Source organism: Saccharopolyspora antimicrobica (assembly GCF_003635025.1).
GTDB lineage: Bacteria > Actinomycetota > Actinomycetes > Mycobacteriales > Pseudonocardiaceae > Saccharopolyspora > Saccharopolyspora antimicrobica.
The window spans coordinates 1,665,965-1,681,409 of record NZ_RBXX01000002.1 but is presented as its reverse complement, the minus strand read 5'-3'; the positions used below and the strand labels follow the sequence as shown (position 1 = coordinate 1,681,409).

Annotated in this window: 14 protein-coding genes; 7 read left to right on the top strand and 7 right to left on the bottom strand. The window is 70.0% G+C overall.

Translation table 11 applies throughout. From position 1 onward, the window contains the following. Positions 1-118 precede the first annotated feature (118 nt). Complete coding sequence (locus ATL45_RS08395) at positions 119-910, top strand: Bax inhibitor-1/YccA family protein (protein ID WP_093152804.1); 792 nt, start codon at positions 119-121, stop codon at positions 908-910. Positions 911-1,224: 314 nt separating this feature from the next. Here the strand turns inward: ATL45_RS08395 and ATL45_RS08390 are convergent, their stop codons facing one another. Together ATL45_RS08390 and ATL45_RS08385 are read right to left on the bottom strand one after the other, a co-directional pair. Beyond that, entirely contained in the window at positions 1,225-2,445 is a 1,221-nt protein-coding gene (locus ATL45_RS08390; protein WP_093152807.1) for an acetyl-CoA C-acetyltransferase, read from the bottom strand. Between the two features lie 121 nt (positions 2,446-2,566). Then, positions 2,567-3,490 (bottom strand): SGNH/GDSL hydrolase family protein, encoded by a 924-nt coding sequence (locus ATL45_RS08385; protein ID WP_093153439.1) that lies wholly within the window; start codon positions 3,488-3,490, stop codon positions 2,567-2,569. 274 nt (positions 3,491-3,764) lie between these two features. On the opposite strand from ATL45_RS08385, the gene ATL45_RS08380 reads away from it, so the two are divergent. The 3 genes from ATL45_RS08380 (at position 3,765) to ATL45_RS08370 (ending at position 7,568) form a co-directional block, all read left to right on the top strand. After that, positions 3,765-5,132 (top strand): cystathionine beta-synthase, encoded by a 1,368-nt coding sequence (locus ATL45_RS08380; RefSeq protein WP_093152809.1) that lies wholly within the window; start codon positions 3,765-3,767, stop codon positions 5,130-5,132. 102 nt (positions 5,133-5,234) lie between these two features. Continuing rightward, positions 5,235-6,323 (top strand): hypothetical protein, encoded by a 1,089-nt coding sequence (locus ATL45_RS08375; protein ID WP_093152812.1) that lies wholly within the window; start codon positions 5,235-5,237, stop codon positions 6,321-6,323. Between the two features lie 105 nt (positions 6,324-6,428). Next, the gene (locus tag ATL45_RS08370) at positions 6,429-7,568 is read left to right on the top strand and encodes a cystathionine gamma-synthase (RefSeq protein ID WP_093152814.1); all 1,140 of its coding nucleotides are present in this window, start codon (positions 6,429-6,431) and stop codon (positions 7,566-7,568) included. A 154-nt stretch (positions 7,569-7,722) separates the two neighbouring features. On the opposite strand, the gene ATL45_RS08365 is transcribed toward ATL45_RS08370, so the two are convergent. Further along, entirely contained in the window at positions 7,723-7,965 is a 243-nt protein-coding gene (locus tag ATL45_RS08365) for a hypothetical protein (protein ID WP_093152817.1), read from the bottom strand. Positions 7,966-8,111: 146 nt separating this feature from the next. Then, positions 8,112-9,257 carry a 4-hydroxyphenylpyruvate dioxygenase gene (gene hppD / locus ATL45_RS08360; protein ID WP_093153442.1) on the bottom strand — a complete coding sequence of 382 codons (1,146 nt, stop codon included), beginning with the start codon at positions 9,255-9,257 and terminating at the stop codon, positions 8,112-8,114. 207 nt (positions 9,258-9,464) lie between these two features. Between hppD and ATL45_RS08355 the strand changes: the two genes are divergently transcribed. After that, positions 9,465-9,953 carry an Lrp/AsnC family transcriptional regulator gene (locus ATL45_RS08355; RefSeq protein WP_093152821.1) on the top strand — a complete coding sequence of 163 codons (489 nt, stop codon included), beginning with the start codon at positions 9,465-9,467 and terminating at the stop codon, positions 9,951-9,953. 162 nt (positions 9,954-10,115) lie between these two features. On the opposite strand, the gene greA is transcribed toward ATL45_RS08355, so the two are convergent. Both greA and ATL45_RS08345 read right to left on the bottom strand, forming a co-directional pair. Further along, on the bottom strand, positions 10,116-10,604 hold the full coding sequence (greA, locus tag ATL45_RS08350) for a transcription elongation factor GreA (RefSeq protein ID WP_177241976.1): 489 nt from the start codon (positions 10,602-10,604) through the stop codon (positions 10,116-10,118). Between the two features lie 193 nt (positions 10,605-10,797). Then, positions 10,798-11,238 (bottom strand): DUF4307 domain-containing protein, encoded by a 441-nt coding sequence (locus tag ATL45_RS08345; protein WP_246025228.1) that lies wholly within the window; start codon positions 11,236-11,238, stop codon positions 10,798-10,800. Between the two features lie 186 nt (positions 11,239-11,424). Between ATL45_RS08345 and mca the strand changes: the two genes are divergently transcribed. Together mca and ATL45_RS08335 are read left to right on the top strand one after the other, a co-directional pair. Beyond that, the gene (mca, locus tag ATL45_RS08340) at positions 11,425-12,306 is read left to right on the top strand and encodes a mycothiol conjugate amidase Mca (protein WP_093152827.1); all 882 of its coding nucleotides are present in this window, start codon (positions 11,425-11,427) and stop codon (positions 12,304-12,306) included. Further along, positions 12,303-12,617 (top strand): hypothetical protein, encoded by a 315-nt coding sequence (locus ATL45_RS08335; protein ID WP_093153445.1) that lies wholly within the window; start codon positions 12,303-12,305, stop codon positions 12,615-12,617. Before mca ends, ATL45_RS08335 begins: the two co-directional genes overlap by 4 nt. A gap of 52 nt (positions 12,618-12,669) precedes the next feature. On the opposite strand, the gene eccCb is transcribed toward ATL45_RS08335, so the two are convergent. Next, positions 12,670-15,249 carry a type VII secretion protein EccCb gene (gene eccCb, locus ATL45_RS08330; protein ID WP_177241977.1) on the bottom strand — a complete coding sequence of 860 codons (2,580 nt, stop codon included), beginning with the start codon at positions 15,247-15,249 and terminating at the stop codon, positions 12,670-12,672. Positions 15,250-15,445 lie beyond the last annotated feature (196 nt).

Below are 15,445 nucleotides of genomic sequence, written 5' to 3'. Positions count from 1 at the left end.
CGGGGGAGATGGGGACATCCCGTACCGACGGGTAAAGTCGCTTTTACCGATCCGGGAACCGGTCAGCGCTGCCGAGCGTTGTTCCGAGTGACGGCGCAAGCACGCCCAGGAGGATGAGTTGCGCACAACGAGCAACCCCGCGTTCCGCAACCTGCCGACGACCGGCGGTTACGCGAACTTCAACTACGGCCAGGGGCAGCCCGCTTCGCCCTACGGCGAGGCACCGGCGGCGCCGCCGCAGACCTCGCGCCCGATGACGATCGACGACGTGGTCACCAAGACCGCGATCACCCTCGGTCTGGCGGTGATCACGGGCACGCTGACCTACCTGGTCGGCCCGACCGCGGTCGCGCTGGCGCTGCCGGCCGCGATCATCGGCCTGGTCCTCTCGCTGGTGATCATCTTCAAGAAGAAGGTCAGCCCCGGGCTGGTCATCGCCTACTCCGCGGTCGAGGGCGTGTTCCTCGGCGGCATCAGCTACGTGTTCGCCATGTGGGTCGGCAACCCCGGCATCGTCATGCAGGCGATCGCGGGCACCATCGGTGTCTTCGCGGCCATGCTGGTGGTCTACAAGACCGGCGCGATCCGGGTCACCCCGAAGCTGACCAAGTGGATCATCGGTGCGGCCGCCGGTGCGGCCGTGCTGATGCTGGTGAACCTGATCGCCGGCTTCTTCACCTCGGGCGGCCTCGGCCTGCGCGACGGCAGTGCGCTGGCCATCGGCTTCAGCCTGCTGTGCATCGGCATCGCGGCGTTCAGCTTCCTGCTGGACTTCGACGCCGCCGACCAGGCGATCAAGAGCGGCGTGGACGCCAAGTTCTCCTGGTACATCGCCTTCGGGCTGATGACCACGCTGGTCTGGCTCTACCTGGAGATCCTGCGCCTGCTGTCCTACTTCCAGCGGGACTGACCTCCCAGCAGAACGACAACGGGGCCCTGCCGTCCGATCCGGACGGCAGGGCCCCGCTGTGTTGCCGGCGTCAGTCGTTCTCGGTGGTGAACAGTGACCGCGAAGGGCGACCGGCACCGAGGGCCAGGTGTCGCATGCGCCGCAGGCGCATAGCCCACCCTCGCAACTCGCACCGCCGCGGGTTCTCAGAGGTTGCCTGGCGAGGACAGCCCGTTCGCCGTGTACTGGTCATACATCAGAACGGGATCCCGCAGCCAGGCGGCCTCTGAGGTTCCGCTACCCGCACCGCTACGCAGGATGAGCCTGGAATTCCATCAAGAGAGGCGTTCGAGGACCATGGCCATGCCCTGGCCGCCGCCGACGCACATCGTCTCCAGGCCGAACTGCTTGTCGTGCCACTGCAGGGAGTTGATCAGCGTCGTCGTGATGCGGGCGCCGGTCATGCCGAACGGGTGGCCCACCGCGATCGCGCCGCCGTTGACGTTCAGCTTCTCCAGCGGGATGCCCAGGTCCTGGTAGGAGGGGATCACCTGGGCGGCGAACGCCTCGTTGATCTCCACCAGGTCGATGTCGCCGATGCCCAGACCGGCCCGCTTGAGCGCCTGCTTCGACGCCTCGACCGGGCCCAGGCCCATGATCTCCGGCGACAGGCCGGAGACGCCGGTGGACACGATGCGCGCCAGCGGGGTCAGGCCCAGCTGCTTCGCCTTGGTGTCGCTCATGATCACCAGGGCGGCGGCGCCGTCGTTGAGCGGGCAGCAGTTGCCCGCGGTGATCCGGCCGTCCGGGCGGAACACCGGCTTGAGGCCGGACACGCCCTCCTTGGTCACGCCCGCGCGCGGGCCGTCGTCGGCGTCGACGACCTTGCCGTCCGGGGTGGTGACCGGCGTGATCTCGCGGGCCCAGAAGCCGTTGGCGATCGCCTTCTCGGCCAGGTTCTGCGAACGGACGCCGAAGTCGTCCATCTCGTCGCGGCTGATGCCCTTGACCCGCGCCAGGTTCTCCGCGGTCTGGCCCATCGGGATGTAGACGTCCGGCAACAGGTCCAGGGTGCGCGGGTCGGTCCAGGAGTCCGCGCCCTGCTCGGCGGTCTGCTGGGTGCGCGCCTGGGCGTCGGCGAACAGCGGGTTCTTGGTGTCCTCGAGCGAGTCGGAGTTGCCCTTGGCGAACCGGGAGACCATCTCGACGCCGGCGCTGATGAACACGTCGCCCTCGCCGGCCTTGATCGCGTGCAGCGCCATCCGGCTGGTCTGCAGGCTCGACGAGCAGTAGCGGGTGACGGTGGTGCCGGGCAGCTGGTCGTAGCCGAGCAGCACCGAGACCACGCGCGCCATGTTGTAGCCCTGCTCGCCGCCGGGCAGACCGCAGCCGAGCATCAGGTCGTCGATCTCGGCCGGGTCGAGCTCGGGCACCTTGTCCAGCGCGGCGCGGACGACCTGCGCGGTGAGGTCGTCCGGGCGGAGGTCCTTCAGCGATCCCTTGCCTGCGCGGCCGATGGGGGATCGGGCGGTGGCGACGATGACTGCTTCGGGCATGGGAACTCCTTCGTTCGCAGTCGCGGGCGTTGACCTACTGGTCGGTCACTTTAGATCCGCTGACTCCATCTTGGCGGTGACCGCGGTCACCGGACAAGGAAACAACCGACCGATTGGTACGTCAGGGCGTGCGGCGGTGCAGGTGGCGGTTGAGGCCGGCCACGATGCGGCTGGTCGGACGGCGCGCCTCGGCCGTCTCGGACCGGGTCGGCGCGGTCGGCAGCGGACCGCCCTCCCACTCGCCGATGGCCGCGCACATCGCGGGCAGCAGGATCGCCGCCGCGGCCTCGTACCCGGCGGCCGACGGGTGGAACCGGTCCGGGCTGAAGAACTCGCCGGGCCTGGCGAGGAACTCCGGCGACAGCAGGTCGGCCAGCGGAACGGCGTGCCCGCCCGCCGCCTCCACCGCCCGCCGCTGCGCGCGGCCGAGCGCCAGGCTCCAGCGCCGCGCGACCGACCGCAGCGGCTGCGGGATGGGCCGGATCGCGCCCAGGTCCGGGCAGGTGCCGACGACCACCGCCACATCGGCCCCGACCAGCTGCCGCACCGCGGCGCCCAGCAGCTCGGCGCACGTCGCGACCGCCAGCTTCGAGGTGACGTCGTTGGCCCCGATGATGATCAGCGCCAGCCGCGGCGGCCGCACCAGCACGGCGTCCACCTGCGCCGACAGCTCCTGCGAGGTGGTGCCGACGATGGCGCGGGTGGTCAGCGCGACCGGCCGGTCCAGCTCCTCGGCGAGCCCGCGCGCCATCAGCACCCCGGGCAGCTCGGCCGGGAAGTCCACGCCCAGCCCGGCCGCGGCGGAGTCGCCGAGCACCGCGAACTCCAGCGGCTCGACGCCGGCGGGCAGCTCCCGCCGCGGCACCGGGCCGGTGCCGTTCGGCAGGTGGACGCCGTCGGCGCGCAGCGGGTCGTTCGCCGGTGGGCCGATCACCCGCCGCGCGTACCTCGACTGCCCGTTGAGCAGTCCGTACGCGGCGCCGGAGAGCCCTCCGGCGGTGCCCGCCGCCAGCAAGGCGAGCCGGAGTGCCTTCGCTGCGATCATGCGGCCCTCCCTGAACCGGTCCGGGCCGTCCGGGCAACGGCCGGCCGCGACGAACGGGATGGTCATCCTCGCCCCGCTCGCGCGGCGAGGAGATCCCGTCATGACTAGAACGCCGGAGAGCGCGAATCTGCTCCCCACCGGTATGTCGCCCCGGCCGCCCGGCAGGTTTCACGGGACTGGGAAACGAATGGGAAAAGCCTCGGTGGGTTGGCCGGTGACCAGCAGATTAGGCTCGTTGCCACAACAGCAGTCTGGGAAGGATCGAGGACCGGACGTGGACTACGTCGAGCACGTCACCGACCTGGTGGGCAACACCCCCCTGGTGCGGTTGAACGCGGTGGCAACCGGCAAGGCGCGGGTGCTGGCCAAGGTCGAATACCTCAACCCCGGTGGCAGCGTGAAGGACCGCATCGCGCAGCGCATGATCGAGGCCGCCGAGGCGTCCGGCGAGCTGCGGCCCGGCGGGACGATCGTGGAGCCGACCTCCGGCAACACCGGTGTCGGACTGGCCATGGTCGCCCAGCGCAAGGGCTACCGCTGCGTCTTCGTCTGCCCGGACAAGGTCAGCGAGGACAAGCGCAACGTCCTGAAGGCCTACGGAGCCGAGGTCGTGGTGTGCCCGACCGCGGTCGAGCCGGAGCACCCGGACTCCTACTACAGCGTCTCCGACCGCCTGGTCCAGGAGATCGACGGCGCCTGGAAGCCGAACCAGTACGCCAACCCGGCCAATCCGGAGTCCCACGTGCACTCCACCGGCCCGGAGATCTGGGCGCAGACCGATGGCAAGGTGACGCACTTCGTCGCCGGCATCGGCACCGGCGGCACCATCTCCGGCACCGGGGAGTACCTGAAGAAGGTCTCCGACGGGCGGGTGAAGGTGATCGGCGCCGACCCGGAGGGCTCGGTCTACTCCGGCGGCAACGGGCGGCCCTACCTGGTGGAGGGCGTCGGCGAGGACTTCTGGCCGAGCACCTACGACCGCGGGATCTGCGACCAGATCGTGGCGGTCTCCGACGCGGCCTCGTTCGAGATGACCCGGCGGCTGGCCCGCGAGGAGGCGCTGCTGGTCGGCGGTTCCTGCGGGATGGCGGTCGCGGCGGCCCTGGAGATCGCGGAGACCGCGGACCCGGACGACGTGATCGTGGTGCTGCTGCCCGACGGCGGCCGCGGCTACCTGACCAAGGTCTTCAACGACTCGTGGATGGCCTCCTACGGCTTCCTGTCGCCGGACCACGCCGGTGGCTCGGTCGGCGACGTGCTGCGCCGCAAGGACGGCACCATCCCGGACCTGGTGCACGTTCACCCGAACGAGACCGTCGCCGAGGCGGTGGCGATCATGCGCGAGTTCGGCGTCTCGCAGATGCCGGTGGTGCGCGCGGAGCCGCCGATCATGGCCGCCGAGGTGGCGGGCGCGGTCAACGAGCGCGACCTGCTGGACGCGCTGTTCGCCGGCCGCGCGAACCTGGCCGACCGGGTCGAGGCGCACATGTCCGCGCCGCTGCCGACCATCGGTGCGGGTGAGGAGGTCAGCCGCGCGATGACGGCGCTGGCCGGGGCCGACGGGGCGATGGTGTTGATCGACGGCAAGCCCGCCGGAGTGGTCACCCGGCAAGATGTGCTTGGATTCATCGCCGGTCGATGACGACTTGTTACAGAACGGCACTACGCTGCCCGGTCATCAGATAGCGTGTGCTTCCGAATGCCCAGGCTTTCGCATTACGCCCCGAGGGAGTAGGACAACCCGATGAGCTCTCCGCAGCCGCCGGACGGCGGTCAGCAGGGTTCGGACCCCATCTCGAACCGGATGGACCCGCAGGACCCCAACCAGGCTGGCAGCGACGCGACTCAGGTCGTGCGGCCCGTGCAGTCGCAGGGACAGCCGCAGCCGCCGTCCGACTCGACGCAGGTCGTGCCGCCGTCGATGCAGCCGCCGCAGCCGATGTACCAGCAGCCCGGCCTGGCCGGTGGTGCTGAGGCGACTGCGATGGTGCCGCCGTCGGCGCAGCCCGCGCAGCCGATGTACCAGCAGCCGGGCACCCAGAGCCAGCCGGGCGGCTTCCCGGCGCAGCCGGGCACGCCCGGTGGCGGCTTCCCGGCCCCGCAGGCCCAGCCGGGCTTCGGCGCCCAGCCGCCGCAGGCCGCCTACGGCCAGCCGGCGAGCCAGGGCCAGGGCAGCAAGGGCCTCGCGCTGACCGTCGGTTGGGTTGCGACGGTCATCGGTGGCATCGGCTCGATCTTCAACCTGATCGGCCTGATCGGCCTCGGCGCGACCTACGCCGTGTACGAGGAGGCCAAGAAGGCCCAGGAGTCGCTGGGAGACCTCAGCGAGTACGGCATTTCTCCCACGGAGCTGCCGGAGCTGCCGTCGTACGGCCTGGTGATGACGGTCTACATCATCCTGATGCTCTCCAGCCTGACCCTGCTGGGCGGCGGCATCATGGTCATCATCAAGAAGAGCATCGGCTCGATCCTGGTTGCCGCCGCTTCGGGCCTGTACGTCATCGGCCAGCTGATCCTGCTCTTCAGCGGCATGTACTCGGCGGCGGGCGGTTTCTACATGTTCACCGCCATCCTTGGCATCCTGATCGCCATCGCGCTCGGTGTGCTGGCCTTCCTGCCGGGCACCAAGGCGTACCTGGCCTCGGCAGGCGCCGGTGCTCCGGCTCCGGTCGCCGGTGGCTACGGCCAGCCGCAGCAGTTCGGCCAGCCGGGTCAGCCCGGTCAGCCGGGCCAGTTCGGTCAGCAGCAGCAGTTCGGCCAGCCGGGCCAGCAGCCGGGTCAGCCCGGTGGCTACCCGCCGCCGCCCGGTGGCCCGCAGCCGCCGCAGTGGTGACCCGCTGAGCTAGTTCCGAAGCGGCCCCCGACCAGCCCGGTCGGGGGCCGCTTCGCGTTCGGGCCCGAGTCGGCGGGGCCGCCGCCGGGCCGTACGCTGCTGCACATGAGTGATGGCTTTGCTACCCGCGCGATTCACGCGGGGCAGGAGGCGGACCCGACGACCGGCTCGGTGATCGTGCCGATCCACGCCACCTCGACCTACGCCCAGGACGGGGTGGGCGGGATGCGCGGGGGTTACGAGTACTCGCGCACCGGCAACCCCACCCGCACCGCGCTGGAGCAGTGCCTGGCGGAGCTGGAAGGCGGCCGCCACGGGCGCGCGTTCGCCTCCGGCATGGCCGCCACCGACGCGGTGCTGCGGGCGACCCTGCGGCCGGGCGACCACCTGGTCATCCCGGACGACGCCTACGGCGGCACGTTCCGGCTGATCGACAAGGTGCTGACCGGCTGGGGCATCGAGTACACCCCGGCTCCGGTGTCCGATGTGGACGCGGTGCGCGCGGCGATCCAGCCGAACACCAAGCTGATCTGGATCGAGACGCCCACCAACCCGCTGCTCAATATCGCCGACATCGCCGCGCTGGCGCAGGTGTCCCGCGAGGCGGGCACGAAGCTGGTGGTGGACAACACCTTCGCCTCGCCGTTCCTGCAGCAGCCGCTGGAGCTCGGCGCGAACGTCGTGGTGCACTCGACGACGAAGTACCTGGGCGGGCACTCCGACGTGGTCGGCGGTGCCGTGATCACCTCCGACGACGAGCTGGCCGAGCAGATCGCGTTTCTGCAGAACGGCGCGGGCGCGGTGCCGGGGCCGTTCGACGCGTTCCTCACGCTGCGCGGTGCCAAGACCCTCGCGCTCCGCATGGAGCGGCACAGCGCCAACGCGGAGCGGATCGTCGCCGCGCTGGCCGGTCATCCCAAGGTCGCGAAGGTCCTCTACCCGGGGCTGCCGGAGCACCCCGGCCACGAGGTCGCGGCCAAGCAGATGCGGCACTTCGGCGGGATGATCTCGTTCCTGCACGCCGACGGCGAGGAGGCCGCGCTGCAGGTCTGCGCGCGCACCCGGCTGTTCACGCTGGCCGAGTCGCTGGGCGGGGTGGAGTCGCTGATCGAGCACCCCGGCCGCATGACGCACGCGAGCACCGCGGGCTCGATGCTGCAGGTCCCGGCCGAGCTGGTCCGCCTCTCGGTGGGCATCGAGGACGCCGACGACCTGGTCGAGGACGTCCTCCAGGCGCTGGGCTGATCGTCCGCTGCCGCGATTTCAATGGAAATCAGACGTCCGATTTCCATTGAAGTCGCGTGGCACTGACGCACCGTCGGCGTGTCGGGCACCCGACACGCCGACGGGACGCAACTTCCATTGAAGTTGTGGGTCTGATTTCCATTGAAATTGCGTGTTACCGGGCCATCGCCGGGTCGTCGCCGTCCTGGCCTGCCGGGGGACGCGGGTGGACCGGGAGGTCGTCCGGCTGCAGGCAGCCGCCGATCAGCTCGACCGCGTCCTCGCGCACCTGGTAGGAGCCGGGATCGTCGCACCCGGACTGCAGCACCGCGAAGACCGCGGCACCGGACAGCGCGGCCGCGGTGAGCACGCCGGTGACCAGCGGAAGAGCGCGGTTGGCCGGAGTCAGCTGCGACATGCTTCCCCCTGTCCGGTGATCTCGTGCGGTGATCCGCTGCCTGGGCTGTTCGGCGGTCGCGCATCGCCCCCGCCGCGACTGGCCGCTCCTCCGAGGGTACCCAACGTGTTGCTCGAGTGACCGTCGATTCGCGGTGGCACCCGAGGTCAGAGGTTTCCGCGGCGTTCCTGTTCGCGTTCGATCGCTTCGAAGAGGGCCTTGAAGTTGCCCTTGCCGAAGCCGAGCGAGCCGTGGCGCTCGATCATCTCGTAGAACACCGTCGGCCGGTCGCCGATCGGCTTGGTGAAGATCTGCAGCAGGTAGCCGTCCTCGTCGCGGTCGACCAGGATGCCGTGCTCCTTCAGCGTCTCGATCGGCACCCGCACCTCGCCGATGCGCGCTCGCAGCTCCGGGTCGTCGTAGTAGGTGTCCGGCGTCTTCAGGAACTCCACGCCGGCGGCCCGCATCGCGGTGACCGTCTTGATGATGTCGCCGGTGGCCAGCGCGATGTGCTGGCAGCCGGGGCTCCGGTAGAACTCCAGGTACTCGTCGATCTGCGACTTGCGCTTGCCCGCGGCCGGCTCGTTGAGCGGGAACTTGACGCGGTGGTTGCCGTTGGCGACCACCTTGCTCATCAGCGCGGAGTAGTCGGTGGCGATGTCGTCGCCGACGAACTCGGCCATGTTCACGAAGCCCATGACCCGGTTGTAGAAGTCCACCCAGCGGTCCATCTGGCCGAGCTCGACGTTGCCCACGCAGTGGTCGACGGCCTGGAACAACCGCTTCGGCGAGTCCGCGGGCTTGACGTAGCTGCCCCGCTGCGCGAGGTATCCGGGCAGGTAGGGGCCGGTGTAGCGGCTGCGGTCGAGCAGCGTGTGCCGGGTCTCGCCGTAGGTGGCGATCGCGGCGCTGCGGACCGTGCCGTGCTCGTCGGAGGTGTCGTGCGGCTCCGCCAGCACGGTCGCGCCCTGCGCTCTCGCGTGCTCGACGCACTTGTCGACGTCGAGCACGTCCAGGGCCAGGTCGACGACGCCGTCGCCGTGCCGCCGGTGGTGGTCGGCCAGCGGGCTGTCCGGGTCGACGGCGCCCTTGAGCACGAAGCGCGCCGAGCCGGACTTGAGCACGAACGCCTTGTGGTCGCGGTTGCCGGTCTCCGGGCCGGAGTAGGCGACCAGCTCCATGCCGAAGGCCACCTGGTAGAACAGCGCGCTCTGGGTGGCGTTGCCGACGACGAACACCACCGCGTCGAGCGCTCTGACCGGGAACGGGTCCTTCGCGTCGTCGTGCTCGACGAGGCCGACGAGGCGGCGCATCTGGTCGAAGGTGACGTCGTCGAGCTGCTCGGGCTGGTTCCCTCGGTTGACGGTGCCGGTCACGATGTCCTCCCCCTGAGCGGTGCTGCGCTCAGGGTGCGCCGGGCGGTCATCCTGGGCAACCGCACTTGATTTCGATGGGCAATCTGATCAGTATTCGATCGGATCGGCTGGATGAATCGCCTCTTCACGAGCGGAGGGTGTGACATGGCTCCCAAGGACGAGGGCCTGGACGCGCTGGACGCGCGCCTCCTGCTGCTGCTGTCCGACGAGCCCCGCCTGGGCGTGCTGGAGTGCTCCCGCCGGCTGGGCGTGGCACGCGGCACCGTGCAGGCGCGGATGGACCGGTTGGTGCAGCGCGGCATCCTGCTGGGCTTCCCGCCGGAGCTCGACCTGGCGGCGATGGGTTACGGCCTGACGGCCTTCGCGGTGCTGGAGATCGCCCAGGGGCACCGCGCGCTGGTGGCCGAGCAGCTGGCCGCGATAGATGAGGTGTGCGAGGTGCACGCGACGACCGGGCAGGGCGATCTGTTCGTCCGCATGGTGGCCCGCTCGAACGCGGACCTGCAACGGGTGATCGACGAAGTCGTCGGCGTCACCGGAGTCCGCCGCACCTCGACATCGATAGCCCTGTCCACCCCGGTGGCGCCCCGAGTGCGCCCGCTCCTGGAACGCCTCGCGAAATCAGCGGAATGAAAACATCGCGGGCGCCCAATGCGTGGGCGCCCGCGATGCGAGATTCAACGATGTTCTCGCGGAACTCGTCTTTCTTTTCTTTTTAAGTGCCACAACTGCTTTCGATGCCTAACGACGATCGAGAAGCGGACCGCGGCGGGCACGGCGCGGCACCCCGGAGGGTCAGCCGGCGAAGGGTTCCGCCTTGACCAGGGTGACCTTCATGGTGCCGCCGTTGGGCAGCTCGTACTCGCGGGTCTCGCCCTCCTTGGCGTCCAGCAGCGCCTGGCCCAGCGGGGAGCTCGGGGAGTAGACCTCCAGGTCGCCGTGCGCGCCTTCCTCGCGGGTGGCCAGCAGGAACTTCTCGGTCTCGTCCTCGCCGTCGTAGCGGACGGTCAGCACCGACCCGGGGCGGGCCACACCGGACTCGGTGGGCACGTCGCCGACCTTGGCGGTGCGCAGCAGCTCCTGGAGCTGGCGGATGCGGGCCTCGATCTGGCCCTGCTCCTCGCGAGCGGCGTGGTACCCGCCGTTCTCCCGGAGGTCGCCCTCCTCGCGGGCTTCGTTGATCTTCGCGGCGATCACCGGGCGGTTGCCCACGAGCTCGTCCAGCTCACCCTTGAGCCGGTCGTAAGCATCCTGGGTCAGCCAGGTCACCTGGGTCTCGCTCACGGTCACCACTCCTCGTCGACTGCGTCCCGCGACTCCATCACGGGCACCATTGCATTTCCGCATTGTTTTCCGGCTCGATGGCCAAGTAACGGAAAAACACGGCCCTCGCGGGGCCGTGCTGCGCTCGACGATAGCACGAAACGCCACGCCGAGGGGCTGCATTTTCCCAGCGCCCGGCGTGGAACGCCTGTCTTCACCCAGTTGGCCGCGTGTGGGTGGACAAATATTCAGGAACGTTGTAAGTGCAGCCGTACACCTCCCCGGTGGCCGGTCCGGGGGACGTGCGCAACACAGTTTCCTGCCTGGTCACGCCGTCCGCAGGATGGATGAGGACTTCCTTGCGGCCGATCTCCTCACCCGACTTGGCGCGGGAGCGCACCACGCACGCGGCGGGGCGCTGCGGATCGTCGCGCTGGACCTCGACCACGATGCGGACGGAGTCCTCGCCGACGATCTCGAAGGCGACCTGCTTGCCCTCGATGGGCGCGGTGCCGAAGTTCTGGTAGGCGACGACCGACACACCGACCAGGGCGGCGAGCACGACCGCGAAGAGCAGCCAGCGACGGCCCGGTCGCAGTCGCGCCTTCTTCGCGCGCGACCCGTACCGGTCCTGCGGGATCTGCGGGTGCGTCACCGGCTCGAGAAGCCTTTCGCCTGGTCTTGCCGACCCCCGCTCGCGGGGGCTGGCGCTCGGTTCGTCGGGCGCACCGGGAACAATGGGGCCCGACATCCACGTTAAGTATCCCTGGGGTGTCCTGCGGCCTGTCAGCGGGGCCGTGTTCAGGAGAGATGCTGCGAAGCAGGAGGGGATTACCCGGCGATGGCGGACAAGCTGCGGCTGATGACGGTGCACGCGCACCCGGATGACGAGTCCAGCAAGGGAGCCGCGACCACCGCGCGCTACGTGGCCGAAGGGCACGAGGTGATGGTGGTCACCTGCACTGGAGGTGAAGCGGGCAGCATCCTCAACCCGGCCATGGACCGGCCCGAGGTCATCGAGAACCTCACCGAGGTCCGGCGGCAGGAGATGGCGGAGGCGGCCGAGATCCTCGGTGTGCAGCACCGCTGGCTGGGCTTCGTCGACTCCGGCCTGCCGGAGGGCGACCCGCTCCCGCCGCTGCCGGAGGGCGTGTTCGCCACCACGCCGGTGGAGGTGTCCACCCGGGAGCTGGTCGCGGTGATGCGCGAGTTCCGCCCGCACGTGGTGATCACCTACGACGAGAACGGCGGCTACCCGCACCCGGACCACATCCGGTGCCACGAGATCTCGGTGGCGGCCTTCGACGCGGCCGGCGACCCCGACCTGTACCAGGACGCCGGGGAGCCGTGGCAGCCGCTGAAGCTGTACTACTCGCACGGCTTCTCCCGCAAGCGCATGCAGCTCTTCCACGAGGCGCTGCTGGCCCGCGACATCGAGTCGCCCTACGGCGAGTGGCTGGCCAAGTGGGACTCCTCGCGGCCCGATCCGGACGAGCGGGTCACCACCCGGGTCGAGTGCGCCGAGTACTTCGCCCAGCGCGATGACGCGCTGCGCGCCCACGCGACGCAGATCGACCCGAACAGCAGGTGGTTCGCGGTGCCGCTGGACATCCAGCAGGAGCTGTGGCCGACCGAGGACTACGAGCTGGTCCGGTCCCTGGTCGACACCACGTTGCCGGAGGACGACCTGTTCTCCGGTGTGCAGGAGAAGGTGTGCGCATGACTGCCCTGGAAACCGCGGCCTACGTGCTCGCGCAGGCCCCGGCACCGCCGAACGACCCGGGCGGGCAGGGCGAGGACTTCGGCAAGTCCTCGCCGGTCGGCCTGGTGCTGCTGATCCTGTTCGCCGTGGCGGTGGTCTTCCTGATCCGCTCGATGACCAAGCACCTGCGCAAGGTGCCGGTGGTCTTCGACGAGGACAAGGCCGCCGCGGCGGCCCCGGCGAAGGTGAAGCGAGCCGAAGCGGCCCGCGAAACCGAAGCCGCGGAAGCGGAGAAGGGCGAGACTAAGCCCGACAAAGACGAAACCCCTTAGCAGGGGGAGCAAAGCGGGGCCGTCCGGTGCGACCGGGCGGCCCCGCTTTCGTTCATTCCGGCGGTGGGATCTTCGGGAAGCGGAGGCGGGCGCTCGGGCCGACCGGCCTGAGCAGTCGTGCTTCGCCCTGTTCCCGCGGCCGTTCGGCCGGTGCACCGGTCAGCCACTCCGGGCCGGTCGCGTCCTTCAGCAGCAGCTGGTGGGCGCAGTGTCCGAGGCCGGGGACGATGCTGTTGCGCTGGTGCGGGTGCAGGCCGTTGCTCGCCACGACCAGGTGCAGGCCGACCTCGTGGGCGTCCGGGAGGAACTCGTCGAGGCCGCCCAGCGAGCGCAGCTCCGCTCTGCGGCTGACTTCGTGGAAGTCGTCGGCGACCACGAACAGCTCCGGGCCGGACCACGCCGCCGGGCCGCGCCGCTTGCGCAGGGACGCGATGACCTGCGCCAGGTCCCGGATCGAGTCCTCCCAGGTGCGGTTCCACGCCAGCAGGTGGTCTTCCGAGATCAGCGCGTGGTGGTGCTCGCGCTTGTAGTCGATCAGCAGCACCTTGGCCTGCTTCGGCGAGTACGCGCTCGCGATTCCGCGCAGCACGGTGCGGATAGCCGTGCTCTTGCCGGATTCCGGCCCGCCCGTGATCAGGAGGTGCGGGTTCTCGCCGCTCAGGTCGAGGAGCACGGGCTCGCCACCGTCGTCGATGCCGAGCGGGATGGCGTGCGGTTCGGACCGCGGGAGGTCGTCGTGGTCGACCGCTGTCCGCTCGTGGCCGAGCTGGCGGAAGCGGGGCCCCTTCCAGGACTCGTCGATGCGGGCGACGAGCTCCCGGGTCTTGGCGGGCAGGTCCTCCGGTAGCCCGGATTCGACGTACTCGAAGTAGCTGGGCAGGTCGTCGTCGAGCACGGGCAGGTTGATCGCGCCCCACAGCTCCTGGCGCAGGCAGTGACCGGCCTCGTCCGGGAGCCGTTGCGCCGCTGCGGTGGAGACCAGCGACTCGCGTGGATCGGTGAGCCGCAGCTCGATCCGGCCGCCGACGAGTTCGCGCAGTTCGCGCGGCAGGTCGTCCCAGCGGTTGGCCGTGACGATCAGGTGGATGCCGTGCTCCGTCCCGCGCCGCGCCAGGCGCAGCACGCGTTCGGCGAGGCCGGGGTGCTGGTGCACCTCCGGCCAGCCGTCGACGACGAGGAAGTGGTCGGTGGCCTCTTCGCCGAAATCAGCTTCGGCGCGCCTGCGGCGGAAATCGGCGGCGGAATCGATCCCCTCCGCGACGAAGAACCGCGCCCGGTTGTCCAATGTGGATTCCAGGTGCGCCAGGGCCTGTTCCACCTGCTTCGGGGACCGGCTCTGCACGACGGCACCGCTGTGCGGCAGGTTCCGCAGCGGTAGCAGGCCGTTGCCGCCGAAGGCCAGGCAGTGGAAGCGAACTTCGGTCGGAGTGCTGGTCAGCGCCAGTGCCATCAGGGCGGTCAGCACCGTGGTGGTCTTGCCGCTGCCGGGCCGCCCGACGATCGCGAGCCTGCTGTCGGCGCCGGTGAAGTCCAGCTGCAGCGGGTCCTGCCGGTGCTCGCGCGGGTTGTCGACGGTTCCGATGGAGACGACCGGCGGCGATGTGGTCTCGGCCCCGTAGCCGCGGTCCTCGCTGGTGGTCAGCCGGGGCAGCGGGGCGTCCACGCCGGACGGCGGTTCTATCCCAGGTTTCGGCAGCAGGAGCTTCTTGGCCGGCGGTGCCTTGTGTTGCAAGCCGTCTGCGAACAACCGGTAGGCCGGGGTGTCCGGGGAACTCGACGGGTGGCGCAGGTTGGCGTGGGCGGTGCGGAACAGCACCGGTTTCTTGACTCCGCCCACCAGGTAAGCCTGATCGGGCCGGAGGTGCAGCGCGCGGTCGTCTCCCAGCAGCGGCTTGGAGTCGGATTCCGCACAGGTGTGCAGCACTACCGAGTCGAATCTGTACGCGAGGCGCCTCGGCAGTTCATCTGGTCCGAAGGCGCTGAAGAGCAGCTTGATTCCCAGACGACCCGCAGACATCAGCTTCCCCAGGGTTCGCTCGAAACCCGGTGCTTCTTCGAGGAAGTGCGGGAGCATGTCGACCGCGACCACCAGCAGCGGCATCGGACCGAACCTGGTCTGGGACTCGATGGCCTGGTAGTCGGTGAAGTGCTGCATGGACATCCCGGCGAGGAGCTGGGCCCGCCGCTCCAGCTCTCCTTCCAGCGCGGCGATGAGCCGGTGCTCGTCGTAGAGGTCCTCGCTGGTCGTCTGGACAGCCGCCCTGTGCGGAAGTTCGGTGATCGAGTTCCAGGTCGGCTGAGTGACGGAGCCGCCGATGCAGAAGAAGCTGATCTCCGCCGGGGAGTGCGTCGCGGCCATCCCGAACAGGAGGCTGTGCAGGTACGGGGCTCTGTCGGAGCCGGTGGAACCGAAAACGCCGAACGCGGTCGTGGATCCGAGCAGATCGAGCACCACCGGTTGCTGGTTCTCGTCCAAGCCGATGGGAATCCGGTAGCGCTGCCCGTCGTCGCGGCGCTGCCAGAGCTTGCTCGGGTCGAGCTTGAGCGGATCGCCGACACCGGCGAGGTCGAAGATGTCGATCGGCCCGTCGGGCTTCGGCTCGGTGCGGATGACCTGCGTCGCTTCCGCCACCGGCGGCTGCACCGGTGGCGGTGCGGCGGGGCGCGGTGGCATCGGGGGCCGGGCGGGTGGCGGTCCTGGCGGCATGCCGGGCGGTGGGCCCGCCGGGCGCGGATGCGGTTGGAACTGCGGGTGCCCTGGTTGCAACGGAGATCCCCCTGCTCGCTCAACTTCCGTTGGAACGGTAGTGGATCGGCCCGCCGCGGCG

Excerpts from the sequence above, each read along its gene's own strand:
- ATL45_RS08390 (WP_093152807.1), bottom strand. The coding sequence starts at position 2,445 with ATGCCCGAAGCAGTCATCGTCGCCACCGCCCGATCCCCCATCGGCCGC.
- ATL45_RS08385 (WP_093153439.1), bottom strand. The coding sequence starts at position 3,490 with ATGATCGCAGCGAAGGCACTCCGGCTCGCCTTGCTGGCGGCGGGCACC.
- ATL45_RS08375 (WP_093152812.1), top strand. The coding sequence starts at position 5,235 with ATGAGCTCTCCGCAGCCGCCGGACGGCGGTCAGCAGGGTTCGGACCCC.
- ATL45_RS08370 (WP_093152814.1), top strand. The coding sequence starts at position 6,429 with ATGAGTGATGGCTTTGCTACCCGCGCGATTCACGCGGGGCAGGAGGCG.
- ATL45_RS08365 (WP_093152817.1), bottom strand. The coding sequence starts at position 7,965 with ATGTCGCAGCTGACTCCGGCCAACCGCGCTCTTCCGCTGGTCACCGGC.
- hppD (WP_093153442.1), bottom strand. The coding sequence starts at position 9,257 with ATGCGCCGCCTCGTCGGCCTCGTCGAGCACGACGACGCGAAGGACCCG.
- ATL45_RS08355 (WP_093152821.1), top strand. The coding sequence starts at position 9,465 with ATGGCTCCCAAGGACGAGGGCCTGGACGCGCTGGACGCGCGCCTCCTG.
- mca (WP_093152827.1), top strand. The coding sequence starts at position 11,425 with ATGGCGGACAAGCTGCGGCTGATGACGGTGCACGCGCACCCGGATGAC.
- ATL45_RS08335 (WP_093153445.1), top strand. The coding sequence starts at position 12,303 with ATGACTGCCCTGGAAACCGCGGCCTACGTGCTCGCGCAGGCCCCGGCA.